Annotated in this window: 13 protein-coding genes and 1 other RNA gene; 5 read left to right on the top strand and 9 right to left on the bottom strand. The window is 67.8% G+C overall.

The annotated features are described in order from the left end of the window. Positions 1–9: 9 nt before the first annotated feature. An RNA gene (gene ffs, locus WMC41_RS01335) (signal recognition particle sRNA small type) lies at positions 10–107 on the bottom strand. Between the two features lie 71 nt (positions 108–178). Between ffs and WMC41_RS01330 the strand changes: the two genes are divergently transcribed. Together WMC41_RS01330 and nudC are read left to right on the top strand one after the other, a co-directional pair. Further along, positions 179–634: an HIT family protein gene (locus WMC41_RS01330; RefSeq protein ID WP_432346816.1), complete on the top strand. Its 456-nt coding sequence runs from the start codon at positions 179–181 to the stop codon at positions 632–634. Continuing rightward, positions 631–1,605 carry an NAD(+) diphosphatase gene (gene nudC / locus WMC41_RS01325; RefSeq protein ID WP_272804352.1) on the top strand — a complete coding sequence of 325 codons (975 nt, stop codon included), beginning with the start codon at positions 631–633 and terminating at the stop codon, positions 1,603–1,605. Before WMC41_RS01330 ends, nudC begins: the two co-directional genes overlap by 4 nt. Before the next feature lie 5 nt (positions 1,606–1,610). On the opposite strand, the gene WMC41_RS01320 is transcribed toward nudC, so the two are convergent. The 3 genes from WMC41_RS01320 to WMC41_RS01310 form a co-directional block, all read right to left on the bottom strand. After that, a complete protein-coding gene (locus tag WMC41_RS01320) occupies positions 1,611–1,847 on the bottom strand; it encodes a hypothetical protein (RefSeq protein WP_244767444.1) in 237 nt (78 codons plus the stop codon). A gap of 101 nt (positions 1,848–1,948) precedes the next feature. Next, positions 1,949–2,800 (bottom strand): prephenate dehydratase, encoded by an 852-nt coding sequence (locus WMC41_RS01315; protein ID WP_288078142.1) that lies wholly within the window; start codon positions 2,798–2,800, stop codon positions 1,949–1,951. Between the two features lie 13 nt (positions 2,801–2,813). Beyond that, the gene (locus WMC41_RS01310; protein ID WP_432346815.1) at positions 2,814–3,569 is read right to left on the bottom strand and encodes a 3-deoxy-manno-octulosonate cytidylyltransferase; all 756 of its coding nucleotides are present in this window, start codon (positions 3,567–3,569) and stop codon (positions 2,814–2,816) included. Positions 3,570–3,720: 151 nt separating this feature from the next. Between WMC41_RS01310 and WMC41_RS01305 the strand changes: the two genes are divergently transcribed. Then, positions 3,721–4,512, top strand: a complete 792-nt coding sequence (locus tag WMC41_RS01305; protein ID WP_272804350.1) for a c-type cytochrome — start codon at positions 3,721–3,723, stop codon at positions 4,510–4,512. Between the two features lie 72 nt (positions 4,513–4,584). Here the strand turns inward: WMC41_RS01305 and WMC41_RS01300 are convergent, their stop codons facing one another. Continuing rightward, complete coding sequence (locus WMC41_RS01300) at positions 4,585–5,529, bottom strand: AEC family transporter (protein WP_432346814.1); 945 nt, start codon at positions 5,527–5,529, stop codon at positions 4,585–4,587. 509 nt (positions 5,530–6,038) lie between these two features. On the opposite strand from WMC41_RS01300, the gene WMC41_RS01295 reads away from it, so the two are divergent. Both WMC41_RS01295 and pbpC read left to right on the top strand, forming a co-directional pair. Next, entirely contained in the window at positions 6,039–11,489 is a 5,451-nt protein-coding gene (locus WMC41_RS01295; RefSeq protein ID WP_432348417.1) for an MG2 domain-containing protein, read from the top strand. A gap of 12 nt (positions 11,490–11,501) precedes the next feature. After that, positions 11,502–13,586 carry a penicillin-binding protein 1C gene (gene pbpC / locus WMC41_RS01290; protein WP_432346813.1) on the top strand — a complete coding sequence of 695 codons (2,085 nt, stop codon included), beginning with the start codon at positions 11,502–11,504 and terminating at the stop codon, positions 13,584–13,586. A 175-nt stretch (positions 13,587–13,761) separates the two neighbouring features. On the opposite strand, the gene WMC41_RS01285 is transcribed toward pbpC, so the two are convergent. The 4 genes from WMC41_RS01285 to WMC41_RS01270 form a co-directional block, all read right to left on the bottom strand. Further along, positions 13,762–14,562: a crotonase/enoyl-CoA hydratase family protein gene (locus tag WMC41_RS01285; protein WP_432346812.1), complete on the bottom strand. Its 801-nt coding sequence runs from the start codon at positions 14,560–14,562 to the stop codon at positions 13,762–13,764. A 170-nt stretch (positions 14,563–14,732) separates the two neighbouring features. Continuing rightward, complete coding sequence (locus tag WMC41_RS01280; RefSeq protein ID WP_432346811.1) at positions 14,733–15,608, bottom strand: hydroxymethylglutaryl-CoA lyase; 876 nt, start codon at positions 15,606–15,608, stop codon at positions 14,733–14,735. Further along, complete coding sequence (locus tag WMC41_RS01275) at positions 15,605–17,590, bottom strand: acetyl/propionyl/methylcrotonyl-CoA carboxylase subunit alpha (protein ID WP_432346810.1); 1,986 nt, start codon at positions 17,588–17,590, stop codon at positions 15,605–15,607. Before WMC41_RS01275 ends, WMC41_RS01280 begins: the two co-directional genes overlap by 4 nt. Positions 17,591–17,638: 48 nt before the next feature. After that, entirely contained in the window at positions 17,639–18,022 is a 384-nt protein-coding gene (locus tag WMC41_RS01270; RefSeq protein ID WP_244767435.1) for a RidA family protein, read from the bottom strand. Between the last annotated feature and the right edge of the window lie 13 nt (positions 18,023–18,035).

The following is an 18,035-nucleotide window of genomic DNA, read 5'->3' as shown; positions in this document are numbered from 1 at the left end:
GACGGTAAGGTGGGAGGCTGGCACGATGACCCGTGCCGGGGCTCGTTAGGGCTGCTTCCTTCCGGACCTGACCCGGTTGGCGAGTGGCTCGTCCACCACCAACCTCCCGTCCCCCATATCGGCAATATTCCATCCGAATGCAAGCGCGGCCGATAAAAAACTGTTGGAGCGAATTTGGATGCCGTGGCATGACTCTAGAAAACAGGCATGCCGGGAGACCCCCTTGAGCGACTTTCACCTTGACGAACGGATCGTGCGCGACAGCGACCTTCTGACGAAGATCGGCCTTTGCGAGCTGCGCCTGATGAAGGACGGCCGCTGGCCCTGGCTGATGCTGGTGCCGCAGCGGCCGCATGTCAGCGAGATCTTCGACCTGACGCCGCTCGACCAGACCATGCTGACCTTCGAGACGACCCTGGTCGCCGAAGCGCTGAAGAAGGTGACCGGGGCGGAGAAGATCAACGTCGCCGCGCTCGGCAACATCGTCCGCCAGCTGCACGTCCATGTCATCGCGCGCAGCGAAGGCGACCCGAACTGGCCCGGCCCCGTCTGGGGTTTCGGCACCGCCGAGCCGCGCTCGGCCGACGAAACCAAGGCCCTCGCGGCCAAGATCCTGGACGCGCTCACGCCATGAAGCCATCGCTCTTCGACCTCTACCGCCCGCACCCCGAACCCAGCACCATGGTGGCCTTCGCGGAGAACAGCCTCGACCGCCAGTCGGAGCACCGCGCGCCGGACTGCCTGGAACAGGCCTTCAAGGCCGAGACCGTGCATGCCTTCGCGATCGCCGGAGGAAAGCTCGTCGTCAAGCATGACGAGAAGATCATCGACCCGCTGTTTGCGCCCTATGAGCTGGCCGAGCTCGGCCCGGTGCCGGAGGAGGCCATCCTGCTCGGCTACCTGAAGAACGGCGAGCCGCGGCTGGCGATCCCCGTCAGGGCCGATCCCGAGACCCTGCAGGAGCCGCTGAGGGCGGCGGACGGGCGCACGCTCTATCGCCAGCAGATGCTCGACGACGACCTGCTCGGCCAGTTCGCCCAGGCCTCCAGCCTGATGACCTGGAACGGCAACAACCGCTTCTGCGGCAAGTGCGGCGCGCCGACGCGCTCGGAGATCGGCGGCTATCGCCGCGTCTGCGAGGCGTGCAGCCACACGATCTTCCCGCGCACCGATCCGGTCGCCATCATGCTGATCATCGACATCGAGCGGGACCTCTGCCTGCTCGGCCGCTCGCCGCATTTCCCGGAGGGCATGTATTCCTGCCTCGCCGGCTTCCTGGAGCCGGGCGAGACGATCGAGCATACGGTGCGCCGCGAGACGCTGGAGGAATCCGGCATCAAGGTAGGCCGCGTGCGCTACCATGCCTCGCAGCCCTGGCCGATGCCGCATTCGCTGATGATCGGCTGCTACGGCGAGGCGATCTCCTTCGACATCCGCCGTGACGAGCAGGAGCTGGAGGATTGCCGCTGGTTCACCCGCGAGGAGACGGCGGCGATGATCGCGCGCAGCGCCATGTCCGGCGTTGCGCCCGGCGCCACGACCCCGCCGCCGAAGGGCGCCATCGCGCATCGCCTGATGCGCGACTGGCTGGACTGGGCGGTCTGAGCCGCTCAGCGCCAGCCGAGATGCGGCCGGTCGCCCGGATGCTCGCGCAGCCGGAGGCGCGGCGCCAGAAGCCGGGCGATGACGGGGCTTATGAGGAAGGTGACGACGATCCAGGCCGGCAGCAGGTATTTGGCCTGCGCGTTGAGCGCCGGCACGGCGAGGATGGCGATGGTGCCGACGCCGAAGACGACGGCGTTGACCATCAGCGAGACCAGGATCGTTATGTGGGTGATCGTGCGCATGGGCATCTCCTTTCCCGGAAAGGGCCGCCGTCTGCGGCCCGCTTCCTTTGGAAATGCCCCTGCGGCGGGCCGGTTCCGGCCCGCCTGACGATCGTCAAGTTTCAGAAGGCGCTGCGCATCGGATGGGCGCGATAGGTGCCGAGGATGCGGACCTTTTCGGAGAAGAAGCGCAGCTCCTCCAGCGCGCGGCGCACCGGCAGGTCATCCGGATGGCCCTCGATATCGGCATAGAACTGCGTGGCGTAGAACTTGCCGCCGATCTGGTAGCTTTCCAGCTTCGTCATGTTGATGCCGTTCGTCGCAAAGCCGCCGAGCGCCTTGTAGAGAGCCGCCGGAATGTTGCGCACGTTGAAGACGAAGGTGGTGACGATGATCTCGTCCCCGTCGCGTTCCGCCGGCGCCGCATCGCGCGACAGCACGACAAAGCGGGTGACGTTGCTTTCCGTGTCCTCGACATTCTCCGCGACGATGGAGAGGCCGTAGAGATCGGCCGCAAGCCGCGGGGCAAGCGCGGCCATGGTGCGGTCGCCGGTCTCCGAGACGAGCTTGGCCGCCCCTGCCGTATCGCCCGCGATCACCGGCTTCCAGCCGTTGAGGCGGACGATCTTGCGGCACTGGCCGAGCGCGTGGATATGGCTGTGCACGGTGCGGATCTCGTCCTTCGCCACGCCCGGCAGCACCATGAGCTGGAAGCGGATCGGCATGAAATATTCGCCGACGATATGCAGTCGCGATTCCGGCAGCAGATGATGGATGTCGGCGACGCGGCCGGCGATCGTGTTCTCGATCGGGATCATGCCGAGGTCGGCATCACCATTCTCGACGGCCAGGAACGCATCCTCGAAGGTCTGGCAGGGCAGCGGCTCCATGCTCGGGAACATGTCGCGGCTGGCCATGTCGGAATTGGCGCCAAACTCGCCCTGGAAGGCGATCCTGTTGGTCTTCATGATCATGGCGGGGTCCGTGTCAGATGGGGTTGGCCGCGAGCATCGCGCGGGCCTTTTCGAGGTCGGCCGGAGTATCGACACCCAGCGGAACGGTGTCAACGATCTCCGCATCGATGCGCATGCCCGCCTCGAGGGCGCGCAGCTGCTCCAGCGATTCCCGCTTTTCGAGGGTCGAGGGCTTCAGCGCGACGAAGGCTTCCAGCGCCTTTCGGCGATAGGCATAGAGGCCGATATGATGATAGAGCGGCCCCTTGCCGTGCGGCGCCGTCGCACGCGTGAAATAAAGGGCGCGCAGGCGGTTCTCGCCAAGCGGCGAGCCGACGACCTTCACGACGTTCGGGTTGGTCTTCTCCTCCTCGTCGCGGATCTCGGTGGTCAGCGTGGCGATGTCGGTCGCGGCGTTCTCCAGCGGGCGAAGGGCGGCGCGGATCGTTTCCGGGTCGATCGTCGGCAGGTCGCCCTGCACGTTGATGATGATCTCGGCCCGGCCCTCGGGGTCGCTTCTGGTCAGCGCCTCATGGATGCGGTCGGAACCGGACTGGTGGTCGACGCGGGTCATCACCGCCTCGAAGCCGGCGGCCACCACCGCGTTAAAGATATCCTGGTGATCGACGGCGACGACGATCCGCCCGACATCGGCCTCGGCCGCGCGGCGCGCAACCTGCACGATCATCGGCAGGCCCGCAATATCGGCGAGCGGCTTGCCCGGAAGCCGGGTCGAGGCCATGCGCGCGGGAATGAGGACGAGGGTCCTGTCAAAATTGGCGGAATTCATCTGCAGCCCTTCAAAACCCCCGGGAAAAGTGTCAAAAAGTCTCAGTGCGGGGGCTACAATCACTGTTGCAACGAAGCAGCAAAAGACATAGGTTCCGCGCGATTTCAAGACTGGCCGGCGTGTGTCCGCCGGTTCCTAGGGGAGCGTTTGGATGAACTCTTATGTGAACATGGGCGTGGGTGCCCTGCTCGGCACCGTTTTCGTACTTATGTCCGTGTCGATCGCTTCTGAAGGCATTTTCCATTCGGGCGCCCCCGAGAAGGAAGGCTTCGCGATCGTGGCCGAGGAAACCGGCGGCGAGGCAGCCGGCGGCGGCGAAGCCGCTGCAACCGTTCCGATCGCCACGCTGCTCGCCACCGCCGATGCGGCCGCCGGCGAAACGGCCTTCAAGAAATGTGCGAGCTGTCACACCTCGGAGAAGGGCGGACCGAACAAGGTCGGACCCGGTCTCTGGGACATCGTGAACCGCCCGGTCGCCTCGCATGAGGGCTTCAGCTATTCCGCCGGCATGACCACCTTCTCCGAAGGCCACAAGGTCCTCTGGGACTACGATCACCTCAGCTACTTCCTGGAAGCGCCGAAGAAGCACGTTCCCGGCACCGCCATGGGCTTCGCCGGCCTGAAGAAGAACGACGAGCGCGCCAACCTGATCGCCTATCTGCGCACGCTTTCCGACAATCCGGCGCCGCTGCCGACCGTCTCCAACGAAGGCGCGGATGCAGGCTCCGCCGCGCCGGCCGACGGCGCGACCGCCACCGAGGGCGCGGCTCCCGCTGACGGCGCCGCCACGACGACGGAAGGTGCTGCGCCCGCCGATGGCGCCGCAACGACGACGCAAGATGCCGCACCCGCAGAAGGCGGCGCAACGACGACCGAGGGCGCGGCCCCGGCCGAAGGCGGCACCGCCACCGAGGGCACCACGACGGAACAGCCGGCTCAGTAAGACGCCAGCGCTTAGAGACGAAAAACCCGGCCATCGCGCCGGGTTTTTTATTGCCGCCGCGAAGAAACAGCTTCACCCCAGAAGCCAGGCCCAGAAAGAGACGGTGAAGACGCCGAGCGCCGTCGTCATGGTGATCGTCGAGGAGGCGAGCGCATGGCCGACGCCGAAATGGTTGGCGAGCAGCCAGGCATTGATGCCCGTCGGCACCGAGGAGCACAGCACCATGGCGGCCGTCCATTCCGGGCTGAGGCCGAGCAGCCGGCAGGCGACGTAGACGGAGCCCGGCAGCAGCACGAGCTTGAGGCTGGTCATCGCAAGCGCAATGCCGGCATTGCCGCCGACCTTGTACTTGTTGAGCGCCATGCCGATCGAGATGAGCGCCGCCGGCGCTGCCGCCCCCGCGAGTTGGTCGACCACCACCTTCACGGGGCCAGCGAGCGGCACGCCACCCGTATGGAACAGCGCCCCGGCGACGAGGCCGATCACCAGCGGATTGCGCACCAGGCTCCTGCCGATGCCGAGGAGGAGCATGCCGATACGCTGCGGCTCGCGCGTGCCGTCCTTGCGTTCCGCCCGCTCCATCAGGATCGTGCCGGCGATCATCATGACGGGCAGGTGTACGGAGAGCAGCACCGAGATCGCCACCAGCCCTTCCTCGCCGACGATGCGCGAGACCAGCGGCAGGCCGATGAAGACGGTGTTGGCGAAGGCGGAGGAGACGCCGGCGAGCACGCCGATCCGCCGGTCGCGCCTGAAGCCGAGCGTGGCGACGAGGTGCGCCACCGTCCAGGTGAAGGCGACGCCGGCGAAATAGCCGACCCAGATGCGCAGCGGCGATTCCCCGGCGAAATCCGCCTCCGCGATGGTGCGGAACAGCAGGACTGGAACGGCCACCCGGAAGACGAACTCTCCCAGCCCCTCGCCCAGCGCTTCCCGCAGGTAACCGGTTCGCACGAGCAGCCAGCCGATGAAGATCAGCGCGAAGATGGGCAACACATTGAGGGCGACGTCGGACATGAAACCGTCCCGGAAAGCAGGGAGAAACCGGCAGGACGGCCGTCCTGCGGGCTTCATGGGTAGGGCAATCCTTCTGGAGGGTCCAGCGCGAAAGGGCGGCGCGCAAATGAAAAAAGCGAGGGTTATCCCCCCGCTTCCTCATCCCGGCCTGGCCGGGGAAGTGTTCCGCGCGGGTGCCAGTACATCCGTGGTCACCGCGCTTGCGAAACACGACTTTCGTGTCTGACGAAGTTTCTACCGGCCCGCTGTTACAGCGATATGACAGAGAACGTTCGCCCGTGATCCGAAGTCTGCGCCGATATGGTTAACAAAAGGTTAACGCGACGCCGCGCCAAAAATTTTGCGGTCCCGGCGATTGAACGGCAAACCTGAAACGTCTTCCCCCTGGTTCCATGCGCCACCCCTTCCGGCCCTTCCGACGCGCTCCGTCTTTCGATTGACAAGCCGCATCCGGGTCTGGACAGTGGCGGCGGCAACGAGATGGGCAGCGTTAGGAGGACTTCATGTCTATGCGCGCATTCTTCGGTTTCTCGGCACTTCTTCTGGCTGCCGTCGCCTCCCCTCCCCTTCCCGCAGGCGCACAAGAAACGCGCACCGTGGTCACCTCTGAAAACAGCGACTACTTCGGTTTCGACCTGCGCACCGTGCAGGACGTGACGCTCGACCAGTGCAAGACCGACTGCATCGACGACCTGTCCTGCCGCGCCTTCACCTATAATCCCAAGGTGAAGTGGTGCTTCCTGAAGAGCGACTTCAACCAGCTCAATCATTTCCAGGGCGCCGTTGCCGGCAAGATCGTGCGCGCGGACGCCGCCGCCGATATCGGCGCGCCGCCGGCCTTGGCCTTCATCAGCGACTACATGATGAACGATGCCCGCTCCTTCCACGATAACCTGTCGCTTGCCACCCAGCACACCGGCCAGGGCGCCGAAAGCCTCGCCTCGCTCGGCCGCATCGAGACGGCCTCCAGCCGCTTCGACCAGGCGCTGATCGCCTTCAGGGGCGCGCTCAAGCTCGCACCGGACGACTACTATCTCTGGATAGAGACCGCCGAATCCATGGGCCGCGCCGTCAACAACAGCTATCTCGCCAGCCAGGGCGCGCTTGCGGCGATCAACGCCTACCAGCTTTCGCGCACGACGGAGACCCGCGCCCGCGCACTCGCCGTGCTCGCCGACACGCTCGATAAATCGAGCAACTACCGCGCCGGCATCAACGCCTACAAGGCGAGCCTCGCGCTGAAGGAGGACGTCGCTGTGCGCTCGGCCTATCTCGGCCTTCGCGCCCGGCAGGGCTTCCGTGTCGTCAATCACACGATCGATTCCGACAGCGCGAGCCCACGTGCCTGCGTCGAGTTCTCCGAACCGCTCGTCAAGTCCGGCGCGGACTACGCCTCCTTCGTCACGCTCGACGGCGCGGCGCCGAAGGCCGTGGAGGCGAAGGACCGGCAGATCTGCGTCGAGGGCCTCACCCACGGCCAGCGCTACAAGATCGCGTTCCGCCCCGGCCTGCCTTCCGCCGTGGACGAGCCGCTGGCTTCCGCCGTCGACCTCGACGTCTATGTGCAGGACCGCGCCGCCATGGTGCGCTTCACGGGCGACGGCTTCGTGCTGCCGGGAAGCGTGCGCCGCGGCATCCCGATCGTTTCCGTCAACACCGACAGCGCCGACCTGAAGCTATACCGCGTCGGTGACCGCGCGATCACCTCGCTGCTTTCCGAAAGCCGCTTCCTCACCCAGCTCGACGGCTATTCCGCCAGCCGCATCGAAAACGAGAACGGCGAACTGGTCTGGGAAGGCAAGATCGACATCTCGCCCGAACTCAACAAGGACGTCGTCACCAGCTTCCCGGTCGACGAGGCGCTGCCGGAGCGCAAGCCCGGCGTCTACGTCCTGACCGCCGCCGCCTCGAACGGCCGCTCGAACGAATGGGATGCCAAGGCGACGCAATGGTTCGTCGTCTCGGATGTCGGCCTCACCACCTATGCCGGCACGGACGGCCTCAACGTCTTCGCCCGCTCGCTCGACAGCGCCGGACCGCTCGACGGCGTCGAGCTCCAGCTGATCGCCAAGAACAACGAGGTGCTCGGCACCGCGACGACCGATACGGACGGCCGCGCGACCTTCACCGCTGGCCTGATGCGCGGCACCGCCGCCAACACGCCCGCCGTGATCCTCGCGAAGAAGGGCACGTCGGACTTCGTCTTCCTCGACATGACGCGTGCCGGCTTCGACCTTTCCGACCGCGGTGTCACCGGCCGCCCGGCACCGGGCGCCATCGACGTGCTCGCCTGGACCGAGCGCGGCATCTACCGCGCCGGCGAGACGGTGCACGCGACGGCGCTCGCCCGCGACATCGAAGCCAATGCCGTGGAAAAACTGCCGCTGACCTTCGTCTTCAACCGCCCGGATGGCGTGGAGGACCGCCGCATCGTCAGCGATGGGGCCGCGCTCGGCGGCCATGCCGTCGACCTGCCGCTGCAGGAAAACAGCATGCGCGGCACCTGGACCATGCAGATCTTCACCGATCCCAAGGGCACGGCGATCGGCGAAAAACAGTTCCTCGTCGATGATTTCGTGCCCGACCGCATCGAATTCGACATGACGAGCGAAGCGAAGGCCATCGAGGCCGGCGTTCCCGCCGAAGTCTCCGTCGAGGGTCGCTATCTCTACGGCGCACCGGGCGCCGGCCTTGAAATCGAGGGCGACGTCGCGCTGAAGCCGACGCGCCAGGACGCCGCCTTCCCCGGCTATGTCTTCGGCCTTGCCGACGAGGAGGCGCTCGAGGAGAGCACCACCTCGCTCGAAGACCTCGACGTGCTCGACGACGACGGCAGGGCGACCTTCGAGGTGAACGTCGCCGACCTTCCCTCGACCACCCAGCGCCTCGAGGCGCTGGTCACGCTGCGCATGATGGAGGAAGGCGGCCGCGCCGTCGAACGCAACCTCACCCTGCCGGTCAGGGCGGCCGGCGCGATGATCGGCGTGAAGCCGGAATTTACCGGCGAGCTTCCGGAGAACAGCGTCGCCAACTTCCATGTCGTCGCCGTGGCGCCGGATGGCTCCAGGCAGGCGATGCAGGGCATGCCCTGGAAGCTGCTCGCCGTCGAGCGGAACTACCAATGGTATCGCGAGGGCAGCTCGTGGCGCTACGAGCCGGTGCTTGCGACCAGGCAGATCGCCAACGGCACGGTCGATGCCGGCGCGGATGGCGGGCGCATCTCCGTGCCGGTCACCTGGGGCCGCTATCGCCTCGAAGTGGAAAGCGCCGAGCCGGACGGGCCGGCGACCAGCATCGAGTTCGACGCCGGCTGGTACGTCGCAGCGACCTCGACGGAAACGCCGGACGCGCTCGAAATCTCGCTCGACAAGGAAAACTATGCGGTCGGCGACACGGCCAGGCTGAAGATCTCGCCGCGCCATGCCGGCCAGGTGCTGATCACCGTCGGCGCCGAAAGCCTGATCGCCACGAAGACCGCCGCCATCGGCGCCGAGGGCGGCGAGGTGGAAATCCCGGTCACCAGGGAATGGGGCCCCGGCTCCTATGTCACCGCGACGCTCTTCCGTCCGGGCACCGACCAGGAAAGCCGCATGCCGATGCGCGCCATCGGCATCACCTGGCTGAAGGTCGATCCCGCCGACCGCAAGCTGAACGTCGCGCTCGACGTGCCGGAAAAGACGCTGCCGCGCCAGCCGCTCGACATCGCGCTTGCGATCAACGGTGCGGGCGCGGACGAGGAGGCCTATGTCACGGTCGCCGCCGTCGATGTCGGCATCCTCAACCTCACCCGCTACGAAGCGCCCGATCCGGCCGGCTGGTACTTCGGCCAGCGCCGGCTCGGCATGGAGATCCGCGACCTCTATGGCCGGCTGATCGACGGTTCGCTCGGCACCACGGGGCGGCTGCGCACCGGCGGTGATGGCGGCGAAGGGGCGCTGTCGGGCAATCCGCCGACCGAAAAGCTCGTCGCATTCTTTGCCGGTCCCGTGAAGCTCGATGCCGAAGGCAAGGCCAGGGTCAGCTTCGACATCCCGCAGTTCAACGGCACGGCCCGCATCATGACCGTCGCCTGGACGAAGACCGGCGTCGGCAGCGCATCGAAGGATGTCGTCATCCGCGATCCGGTCGTCGTGACCGCGAGCCTACCGAAATTCCTCGCCCCCGGGGACCGCGCCGACCTGAGGCTCGACATCGCCAATACCGATGCCCCGGCCGGCGACTACACGGTCGAGGTCACCCACAACGCCTCCGTGATGGTCGAGCAGACCGGCGCCGGCCGGACGCTGCGGCTCGAGCCCGGCGGCAAGTCGGCGCTCACCCTGCCGCTGATCGGCGGCGAGGCCGGCGACGGCGTCGTGACGGTCAAGCTCTCGAACGGCGCCGGCCTGTCGCTGGAACAGGCGCTCAACGTGCCGGTGCGCCCGGCCGCCATGCCCATCACCACGCGCCGGCCGATCGAGATCGCCGCCAATGGCAGCCTGACGATCGACGACCAGCTTCTGGCCGACAGCCAGCTTGCCGGCGCCTCCGTCAGCCTCAGCGTTTCGCGCGCCGCGGCCTTCGACATCCCGGCGCTCCTGATGGCGCTCGACCGCTATCCCTATGGCTGCACGGAGCAGACGACCAGCCGCGCGCTGCCGCTGCTCTATCTCAGCGAGCTTTCCAAGCAGTCCGGCCTTGCCGAGGACACGGAAACGCAAAAGCGCGTGCAGGATGCGATCTACCGGGTGCTCGCCAACCAGTCCTCCTCCGGCAGCTTCGGCCTCTGGGGGCCGAGCTACGGCGACCTGTGGCTCGATGCCTTCGTCACGGACTTCCTGACGCGGGCCCGCGAGCAGAAGTTCGACGTGCCGGAACAGGCCATGCTGCAGGCGCTTTCCAACCTGCAGAACGCGCTCTCCTACGACGTCAACGTCTCCAGCCAGGGCAACGAGATCGCCTATGCGCTCTACGTGCTCGCCCGCAACCGCAAGGCCGCGATCAGCGACCTGCGCTACTATGCCGACACGAAGCTCTCGGAGTTCTCCTCGCCGCTCTCCCGCGCGCATCTTGCCGCTGCGCTCGGGCTCTACGGCGATGCCCAGCGCTCGATGACGATCTTCTCCAATGCGCTCGGCCTGTCGCGCGACAGCGTGATGAACGCCAGCCTCTCGCGCACCGACTACGGTTCGTCGCTGCGCGACGGCGCCGCCATCCTGGCGCTGGCCGCCGAGGCGCGTCCGGTTCCGACCATCATCCCGGACCTGACGAAGCTGGTCGCCAAGCAGTGGGAGGACAAGCGCTGGACCAGCACGCAGGAACAGACCTGGATGCTGCTCGCCGCCCGGTCCGTGAAGGATGCCGACAAGGGCCTGGCACTCGAAATCAACGGCACCGCGCATTCGGGCGGCTATGCCGCGCAGATGACGGGCAAGGCGCTGATGGACAACCCGCTGACGGTTGCCAACCGCTCCGGCGAGCCGGTCTCGGCCATGCTGACGACGGTCGCGGCGCCGGCCGATCCGCTGCCGGCCGGCGGCGACGGCTTTGCCATCGAGCGCAGCTACTACACGCTCGACGGCGAGGAGGCGAACGTCTCCGAGGCGACGCAGAACGAGCGCTACGTCGTGGTGCTGAAGGTGACGGAGCACAATGACTGGCCGTCGCGCATCATCATCACCGATCTGCTGCCCGCCGGTTTCGAGATCGACAATCCGAGCCTTGTCGACAGCGCGAAGCTGGCGAATTTCGACTGGATCGGCGAGATCGAGCCGGCCCATACGGAGTTCCGCTACGACCGTTTCGTCGCGGCCTTCAACCGCAGCGCGGGCGACAACCGCGAGGTGACGCTCGCCTATGTCGTGCGCGCCGTGACCCCGGGCACCTACGACCACCCGGCCGCGCAGGTGGAGGACATGTACCGTCCGCAATATTCCGCCCGCACGGCGACCGGCCGCATGCAGGTCGTCAAGGCTGAGTAGGGAGCCCGGCCGATGGCGCTCTGGCGCAAGCTCCTGATCGGCTCCCTCGGCGGGGCGGCGTTCATCGCCGCCCTTGCCGCCGGGCTCGACCATGCCGATCGCGCCTATCCGCCGCCGGTCGACGTGGCGGATATCGTCTCGAAGGAAGTGCTCGACCGGGACGGCCGCCTGCTGCGCGCCTTCGCGACGCCGGACGGGCTCTGGCGGCTGAAGACCACGGCCGCCGATGTCGATCCGCAGTTCCTGCGCATGCTCGTCGCCTATGAGGACCGGCGGTTCCACGAGCATGCGGGCGTCGATCCGCTGGCGCTGCTGCGCGCGGCCGGGCAGTTCGTCACGAATGGCCGCATCGTCTCCGGCGCCTCCACGCTCTCCATGCAGGTCGCCCGGCTGATCGAGCCGCGCGAGAACCGCTCGATGCTGGCCAAGCTGCGCCAGATGGCCCGCGCCATCCAGCTCGAACGGCGCCTCTCCAAGGCCGAGATCCTCGATCTCTACCTGACGCTCGCCCCCTATGGCGGCAACCTGGAGGGCGTGCGCGCGGCGAGCCTCGCCTGGTTCGGCAAGGAGCCGAAGCGTCTTTCCGTCGCCGAAGCCGCCCTTCTCGTCGCCCTGCCGCAGCTTCCCGAAAAGCGCCGGCCGGACCGCCACCGTGCGAGTGCGGAAAAGGCGCGCGAGCGCGTGCTCACCCGCATGGCCGTTTCCGAGATCATCGGCGAAGGCGAGGCGGAGCGCGCGAGCACCGAGGCGGTGCCCGACCGCCGCCGCCAGCTTCCCGCCTATGCCGCCCACCTTTCGGAGCTTGCGCTGCGCAAGGATGCCAGGGCGAGCGAACACAAGACGACGCTCGACCGCATCGTGCAGGACGGGCTGGAGACGGTGGCGCGCGAGGCGGCCGAGCGGCTCGGCCCGAAGGTCTCGATCGCCATGGTGATGGCCGATGCCCGCACCGGCGACATCCTCGGCGAGGTCGGCTCGGCGGACTATTTCGACGGCAGCCGTGCCGGCTGGATCGACATGACGCGCATCCGCCGCTCGCCCGGTTCGGCGCTGAAGCCCTTCATCTATGGCCTCGCCTTCGAGGAAGGCCTCGTCGCGCAGGAGACCATCGTCGAGGACCGGCCGGCCGATTTTTCCGGCTACCGGCCGCGCAATTTCGACATGACCTACCAGGGCGACGTCAGCGTGCGCAAGGCGCTGCAGCTGTCGCTGAACGTGCCTGCCGTGCGCCTCCTGGAGGCGGTCGGCCCGACGCGGCTGATGGTGCGCTTCCGCCGCGCCGAGGTGCACCCCGAACTGCCGCCGGGCGAAACGCCCGGCCTTGCCATCGGCCTTGGCGGCGTCGGCATCACGCTGCGCGATCTCACCCAGCTCTATGCCGCGCTTGCCAATCGCGGCATGCCGGTGCGTCTCGGCGACGGCATCGTGCGCGATGCGGCGGTGATAACGGGCGACCCGCTGCTCGATCCCGTCGCCGTCTGGCACGTCTCGGATGCGCTCTCCGGGGTCACGCCGCCGACCGGCAGCCGCCGCCTCGGCATCGCCTACAAGACCGGCACGAGCTACGGTTATCGCGATGCCTGGTCCGTCGGCTATGACGGCCGCCATGTGCTGGGCGTCTGGGTCGGCCGGGCCGACAACGGCGCGGTGCCGGGCCTGACCGGCTATGGTGCCGCCGCGCCCATCCTGTTCGAAGCCTTCGCCCGGTCCGGGCTCGCCATCACGGCGCTGCCGCGGGCACCGGCCGGCGCGGTGCGCATTGCACAATCAGAGCTACCGGCGAGCCTTCGCCGTTTCTCGACCACCGCAAGCGGCCTCGTCGCCACGACGGCGCGCGAACCGGCGCCGGAGATCGTCTATCCGCCGGAAGGCGCCCATGTGGAGCTCGGCGCGACGAGGGGCGCGGCCATCTCCCCGCTCGTGCTCAAGCTCCAGGGCGGCCGCGCGCCCTTCCGCTGGCTTGCCAACGGCAAGGTCCTGCCCGATGCCTCGCGCCGGCGCACGGCGCAGTGGATGCCGGAGGGCGCCGGTTTCTCGACGCTGACCGTCATCGACGCCGCCGGGCGGGCGGCGAGTGTCAGGGTGTTCATCGAGTAGCGGGGCGCTGCCCCTCATCCGCCTGCCGGCACCTTCTCCCCGCAAGCGGGGCGAAGGGAATATGCCGCGCCGGTTTCCTCAAGCAATAACTGCTCGTGGGGCACGTCCCTCTCCCCGCTTGCGGGGAGAGGGTTAGGGTGGGGGGCAAAGCCAGAGCCGCAACGTCACCGGAACATTACCCCGCCGTATCCGCCAGCACCCACCCCGCCTTGCGCTTCTCCAGAAACGCCACGATCCCTTCCGCCGCTTCCGGCGTTTCCCAGGTATCGGCCAGCCGCGTCAACGTCATCTCGATGACCTTCTCGTCGATCGGCGAAGCGAGCGCATGCGCAAGGGCCTTCGTCGCGGCAACCGCCTCGGGAGACGCCGCGAAATAGGGGGCGATCTCCGCCTCGACCGCCTCGTCCAGCGAGTCGGGCGCCACGATGCCGCTCAAGAGCCCGATGCCCCGCGCCATCGCCGCATCGAACAGGCGGGCGGACGTCGCAAGGCGAAGGAAGGTGGCGGGGCCGATGCGGGCGGCGACATAGGGGCTGATCGTCGCCGGGATGAGGCCGAGGCGGGTTTCCGTCAGGCCGAAGCGCGCGCCCTCCACGGCGATCGCCGCATCGCAGACGCTGACGAGGCCGACACCGCCGCCATAGGCCTGGCCGTTGATCCGGGCGACGAGCGGCTTCGGCAGGTCGCGCAGCGCCTTCAGCATCAGGGCGAGCCGGCGCGCCTCGACGATCCGCTCTTCGCGCGTGGCGGCGATCTGTTCCTTCATCCAGTTGAGATCGCCGCCGGCGCAGAAGCTTTCGCCCTCTCCCGTCAGCACGACGAGGCGCACTGCGCGGTCCTCGCCGAGAACACCCGCGACGACCGTCAGTTCGCGGATCATCAGGCCGGACAGCGCATTGTGCTGCGCATGGCGGCGCAGCGTCAGCGCGGCCACGCCGCGCCGGTCGACGGATACGGAAATCGTCTCGAAATTCATGACGGCATCTCCTCCTGGCTGAACACTGAACATCCGGGCTGGAACGGCTCCAGATTCTTGTTTCCACCGCATTAGCCGGCGCCGAAGCGGTGCCGCTTCGGCCCGAAATGCTCTCTTTGTCTTAACGCAATTCCGGACGCAAACCGCTGCGCCCTTTTGCTGGAATTGCTCTAGCCCCGCGCGCCGGGCGCCTCCTTGCCGGCGATGCGGCGGGCGAAGGCGGCGGCGGCGAGGAGCCGCGTGCGATCCAGCCCCGTCTCATAGCCTTGCCCCGCCAGCATGTCGGCGACGGCCAGCGTATCCACATTGCCGCGCGCGCCCGGTGCATAGGGGCAGCCGCCAAGCCCGCCGACCGAGGCATCGAAGACGGCGAGCCCATGATCGAGCGCGACGCGGATATTGTCGAGCGCCAGCCCGCCCGTATCGTGGAAATGGCCGGCGAGCCTCTCCGGCGCGGCGACGGCAGTTACGACGGCCAGCATGGCCGCGACCTCTTCCGGGCGGGCGCGGCCGATCGTGTCGCCGAGGCTCACCTCGTGGCAGCCGAGATCCAGCAATTGCCCGGTCACCCGCGCCACGGCGGCGGGGGCCACCGGCCCGTCATAGGGGCACTGCACGACGCAGCTGACATAGCCGCGCAGCGGAATGCCGTCCGCCCTCGCCGCGTCGGCGACGGGCCGGGCACGCGCGATGCTCTCGGCGATCGAGCAGTTGAGGTTGGCCCGCGAAAAGCCTTCGGAGGCGGAGAGGAAGACGGCAACCTCGTCGACGCCGGCAGCCTTCGCCGCCTCGTAGCCCTTCATGTTGGGCACCAGCGCCGCATAGGAAACACCGGGCCGACGCGCGATGCCGGCCACCACCTCGGCACCGTCCGCAAGCTGCGGCACCCATTTCGGGCTGACGAAGCTCGTTGCCTCGATGCGCCGGAAGCCGCAATCCGACAGGCGATCGATCAGCGCGATCTTGTCGGCGGCGGGAATGATCGCCTTCTCGTTCTGCAGGCCGTCGCGGGCGGCCATCTCGACGATTTCGACGTGCCGGCTCATGCAGCCTCCTCCGGCTCCAGCGCCAAGAGCAGCGCGCCTTCGGCCACCTGGTCGCCAACGGCGACGGGCACGGCGGCCACGACGCCATCGCGCGGGGCCGCCAGCACCAGCTCCATCTTCATCGCCTCCATGGTCACCAGCGCATCGCCGCGGGCGACGCGCGCGCCCGGCGCGACAGAGACGATGCGCACGAGCCCCGGCATGGGGGCCGAGAGCCGGTCGCCGCCCGCCGCCGCCTCGCCCTGATGACCGGCCTGCTGCGTGACCTCGAAGGCATGGCCGTGGCCGGCGAAGAAGACGGCGATATCGGCGCCTTTCCGGTGGATCGTCGCGGGCAGGAGATGCCCGTCGAAATCCGCCTGGACGGCACGGCCATCTGCCGATTGCACGCGGATATCCGTTGCCATGCCGTCATGGTCGATGCGGAAGCGATCCTTGCCAAGCGCGGTGACACGCAAGGCATGTTCCGCGCCGCCATGATCGAGAAAGACGGTCTGGGCCGCATTACCCCACAAGCGGAAGCCACGGACATGGCCCCATGGGTCCGCATCGGCCGGCGCGTCGAGAAAGCCGAGCACCGAGAGGGCGGCGAGCGCAAAGACCTCCTCGGAGGCATCCGGATCGGCCAGCAGTCCCTCGCCGGCCCGGCCGATGAGGCCCGTATCGACATCGCCCGCGGCGAAGGCCGGCAGGCGGCAGAGACGGGCGAGAAAACCGGCATTGGTCGTCAGTCCGCCGACGCGGCAGGCGGCGAGTGCCGCTTCGAGCCGCGCCAGCGCCTCCTTGCGGTCGCGGCCATGGGTGATCACCTTGGCGATCATCGGGTCGTAATAGGGGGTGACGATGTCGCCCGCGCGTACACCCGAATCGATGCGGGCTTCGCCCGGCAGGTCGAAGACGGCGAGGCGGCCGGTCGCCGGCAGGAAATCGCGGGCCGGGTTTTCCGCATAGAGCCGGGCCTCGAAGGCCCAGCCGTCGATGACAAGGTCCTCCTGCCGCTTCGGCAGGGGCTCGCCGGCGGCGACACGCAGCTGCCATTCCACGAGATCGAGGCCGGTAATGGCCTCCGTCACCGGATGCTCGACCTGCAGGCGCGTGTTCATCTCCATGAAGTAGAAGCGGTCCTGCCGCAGGCCTTCGGAGACGTCGGCGATGAATTCGACGGTGCCGGCGCCGCTATAGCCGATGGCCGCCGCCGCGCGCGCCGCGGCCGCACCCATCACGGCGCGCATCTCCGCCGTCATGCCGGGCGCGGGCGCTTCCTCGATGACCTTCTGGTGCCGGCGCTGGAGCGAGCAGTCACGCTCGAAGAGATGCACGACATTGCCGTGCCCGTCGCCGAAGACCTGCACCTCGATATGGCGGGGTTTTGCCATGTATTTCTCGACCAGCACGCGGCCATCGCCGAAGGCGCTTTCCGCCTCGCGCCGGGCGCTTTCGAGAGCGGCGATAAATTCGGCAGGCCGCTGAACCCGCCGCATGCCCTTGCCGCCGCCGCCGGCGCGGGCCTTGATCAGCACCGGATAGCCGATCGCCTCCGCCTCGCCGGCGAGGAAATCGGCCTCCTGCCGTTCGCCGTGATAGCCCGGCACGACCGGCACGCCGGCCTTTTCCATCAGCGCCTTGGCGGCGTCCTTCAGCCCCATGGCCCGGATGGCGTTTGCCGAGGGGCCGATGAAGACGAGGCCGGCCGCCTCCACCGCCTCGACGAAATGGGGATTCTCCGAGAGGAAGCCGTAGCCGGGATGCACCGCCTCGGCGCCGCTCGCCTTGGCAGCCGCGATGATGGCGGGGATGTCCAGATAGCTTTTCGCCGCCTCCGCCGGGCCGATGCGGATCGCCTCGTCGGCCATGGCGACATGCAGGGCTTGCCGGTCGGCGTCGGAATAGACGGCGACCGTCGCAACGCCCATGCGGCGGGCGGTGCGGATGACGCGGCAGGCGATTTCGCCGCGGTTGGCGATGAGGATCTTTCTGAACATCCTGCCTCCGGCAAAACGGATAGGGAAACGCGGGACGGGTCCCACGCGTTACTGTGCCGCGATGGCCTCGACCTCGAGCATCCACTTCTCATCGAAGATCGCGCAGATGACGACGCTCATCGCCGGGGCGATGGCGCCGAGATATTCGCTGCGGATCTCGCGGTTGGCGGTCGCGTGGTGCCGGTCGGAGAGAAACGTCGTCACCTTGACGAGATCGGCCTTGGACATGCCCGCCGCCTTCAGCTGCGCATCGATGTTGCGCCAGACGAGCCGCGCCTGTTCCTCGAACGTTTCCGGCACCTTGTCGTCGTCCGACACGGGAATCTGGCCGCTGATGAACAGCAGCTTCTTGAAATCCTCGATCTTGACGGCCTGCGAATAACCGCCGCGCGGGGTGGGTGCGTTCTTGGCATTGATGGTTTCGCGGTTCATGGCATTCCCTCCT

The sequence above is a fragment of the Shinella yambaruensis genome, from assembly GCF_050859155.1.
Lineage (GTDB): Bacteria > Pseudomonadota > Alphaproteobacteria > Rhizobiales > Rhizobiaceae > Shinella > Shinella yambaruensis.
The sequence above is the reverse complement of the archived record's forward strand: the minus strand, read 5'-3'. Positions and strand labels throughout refer to the sequence as shown.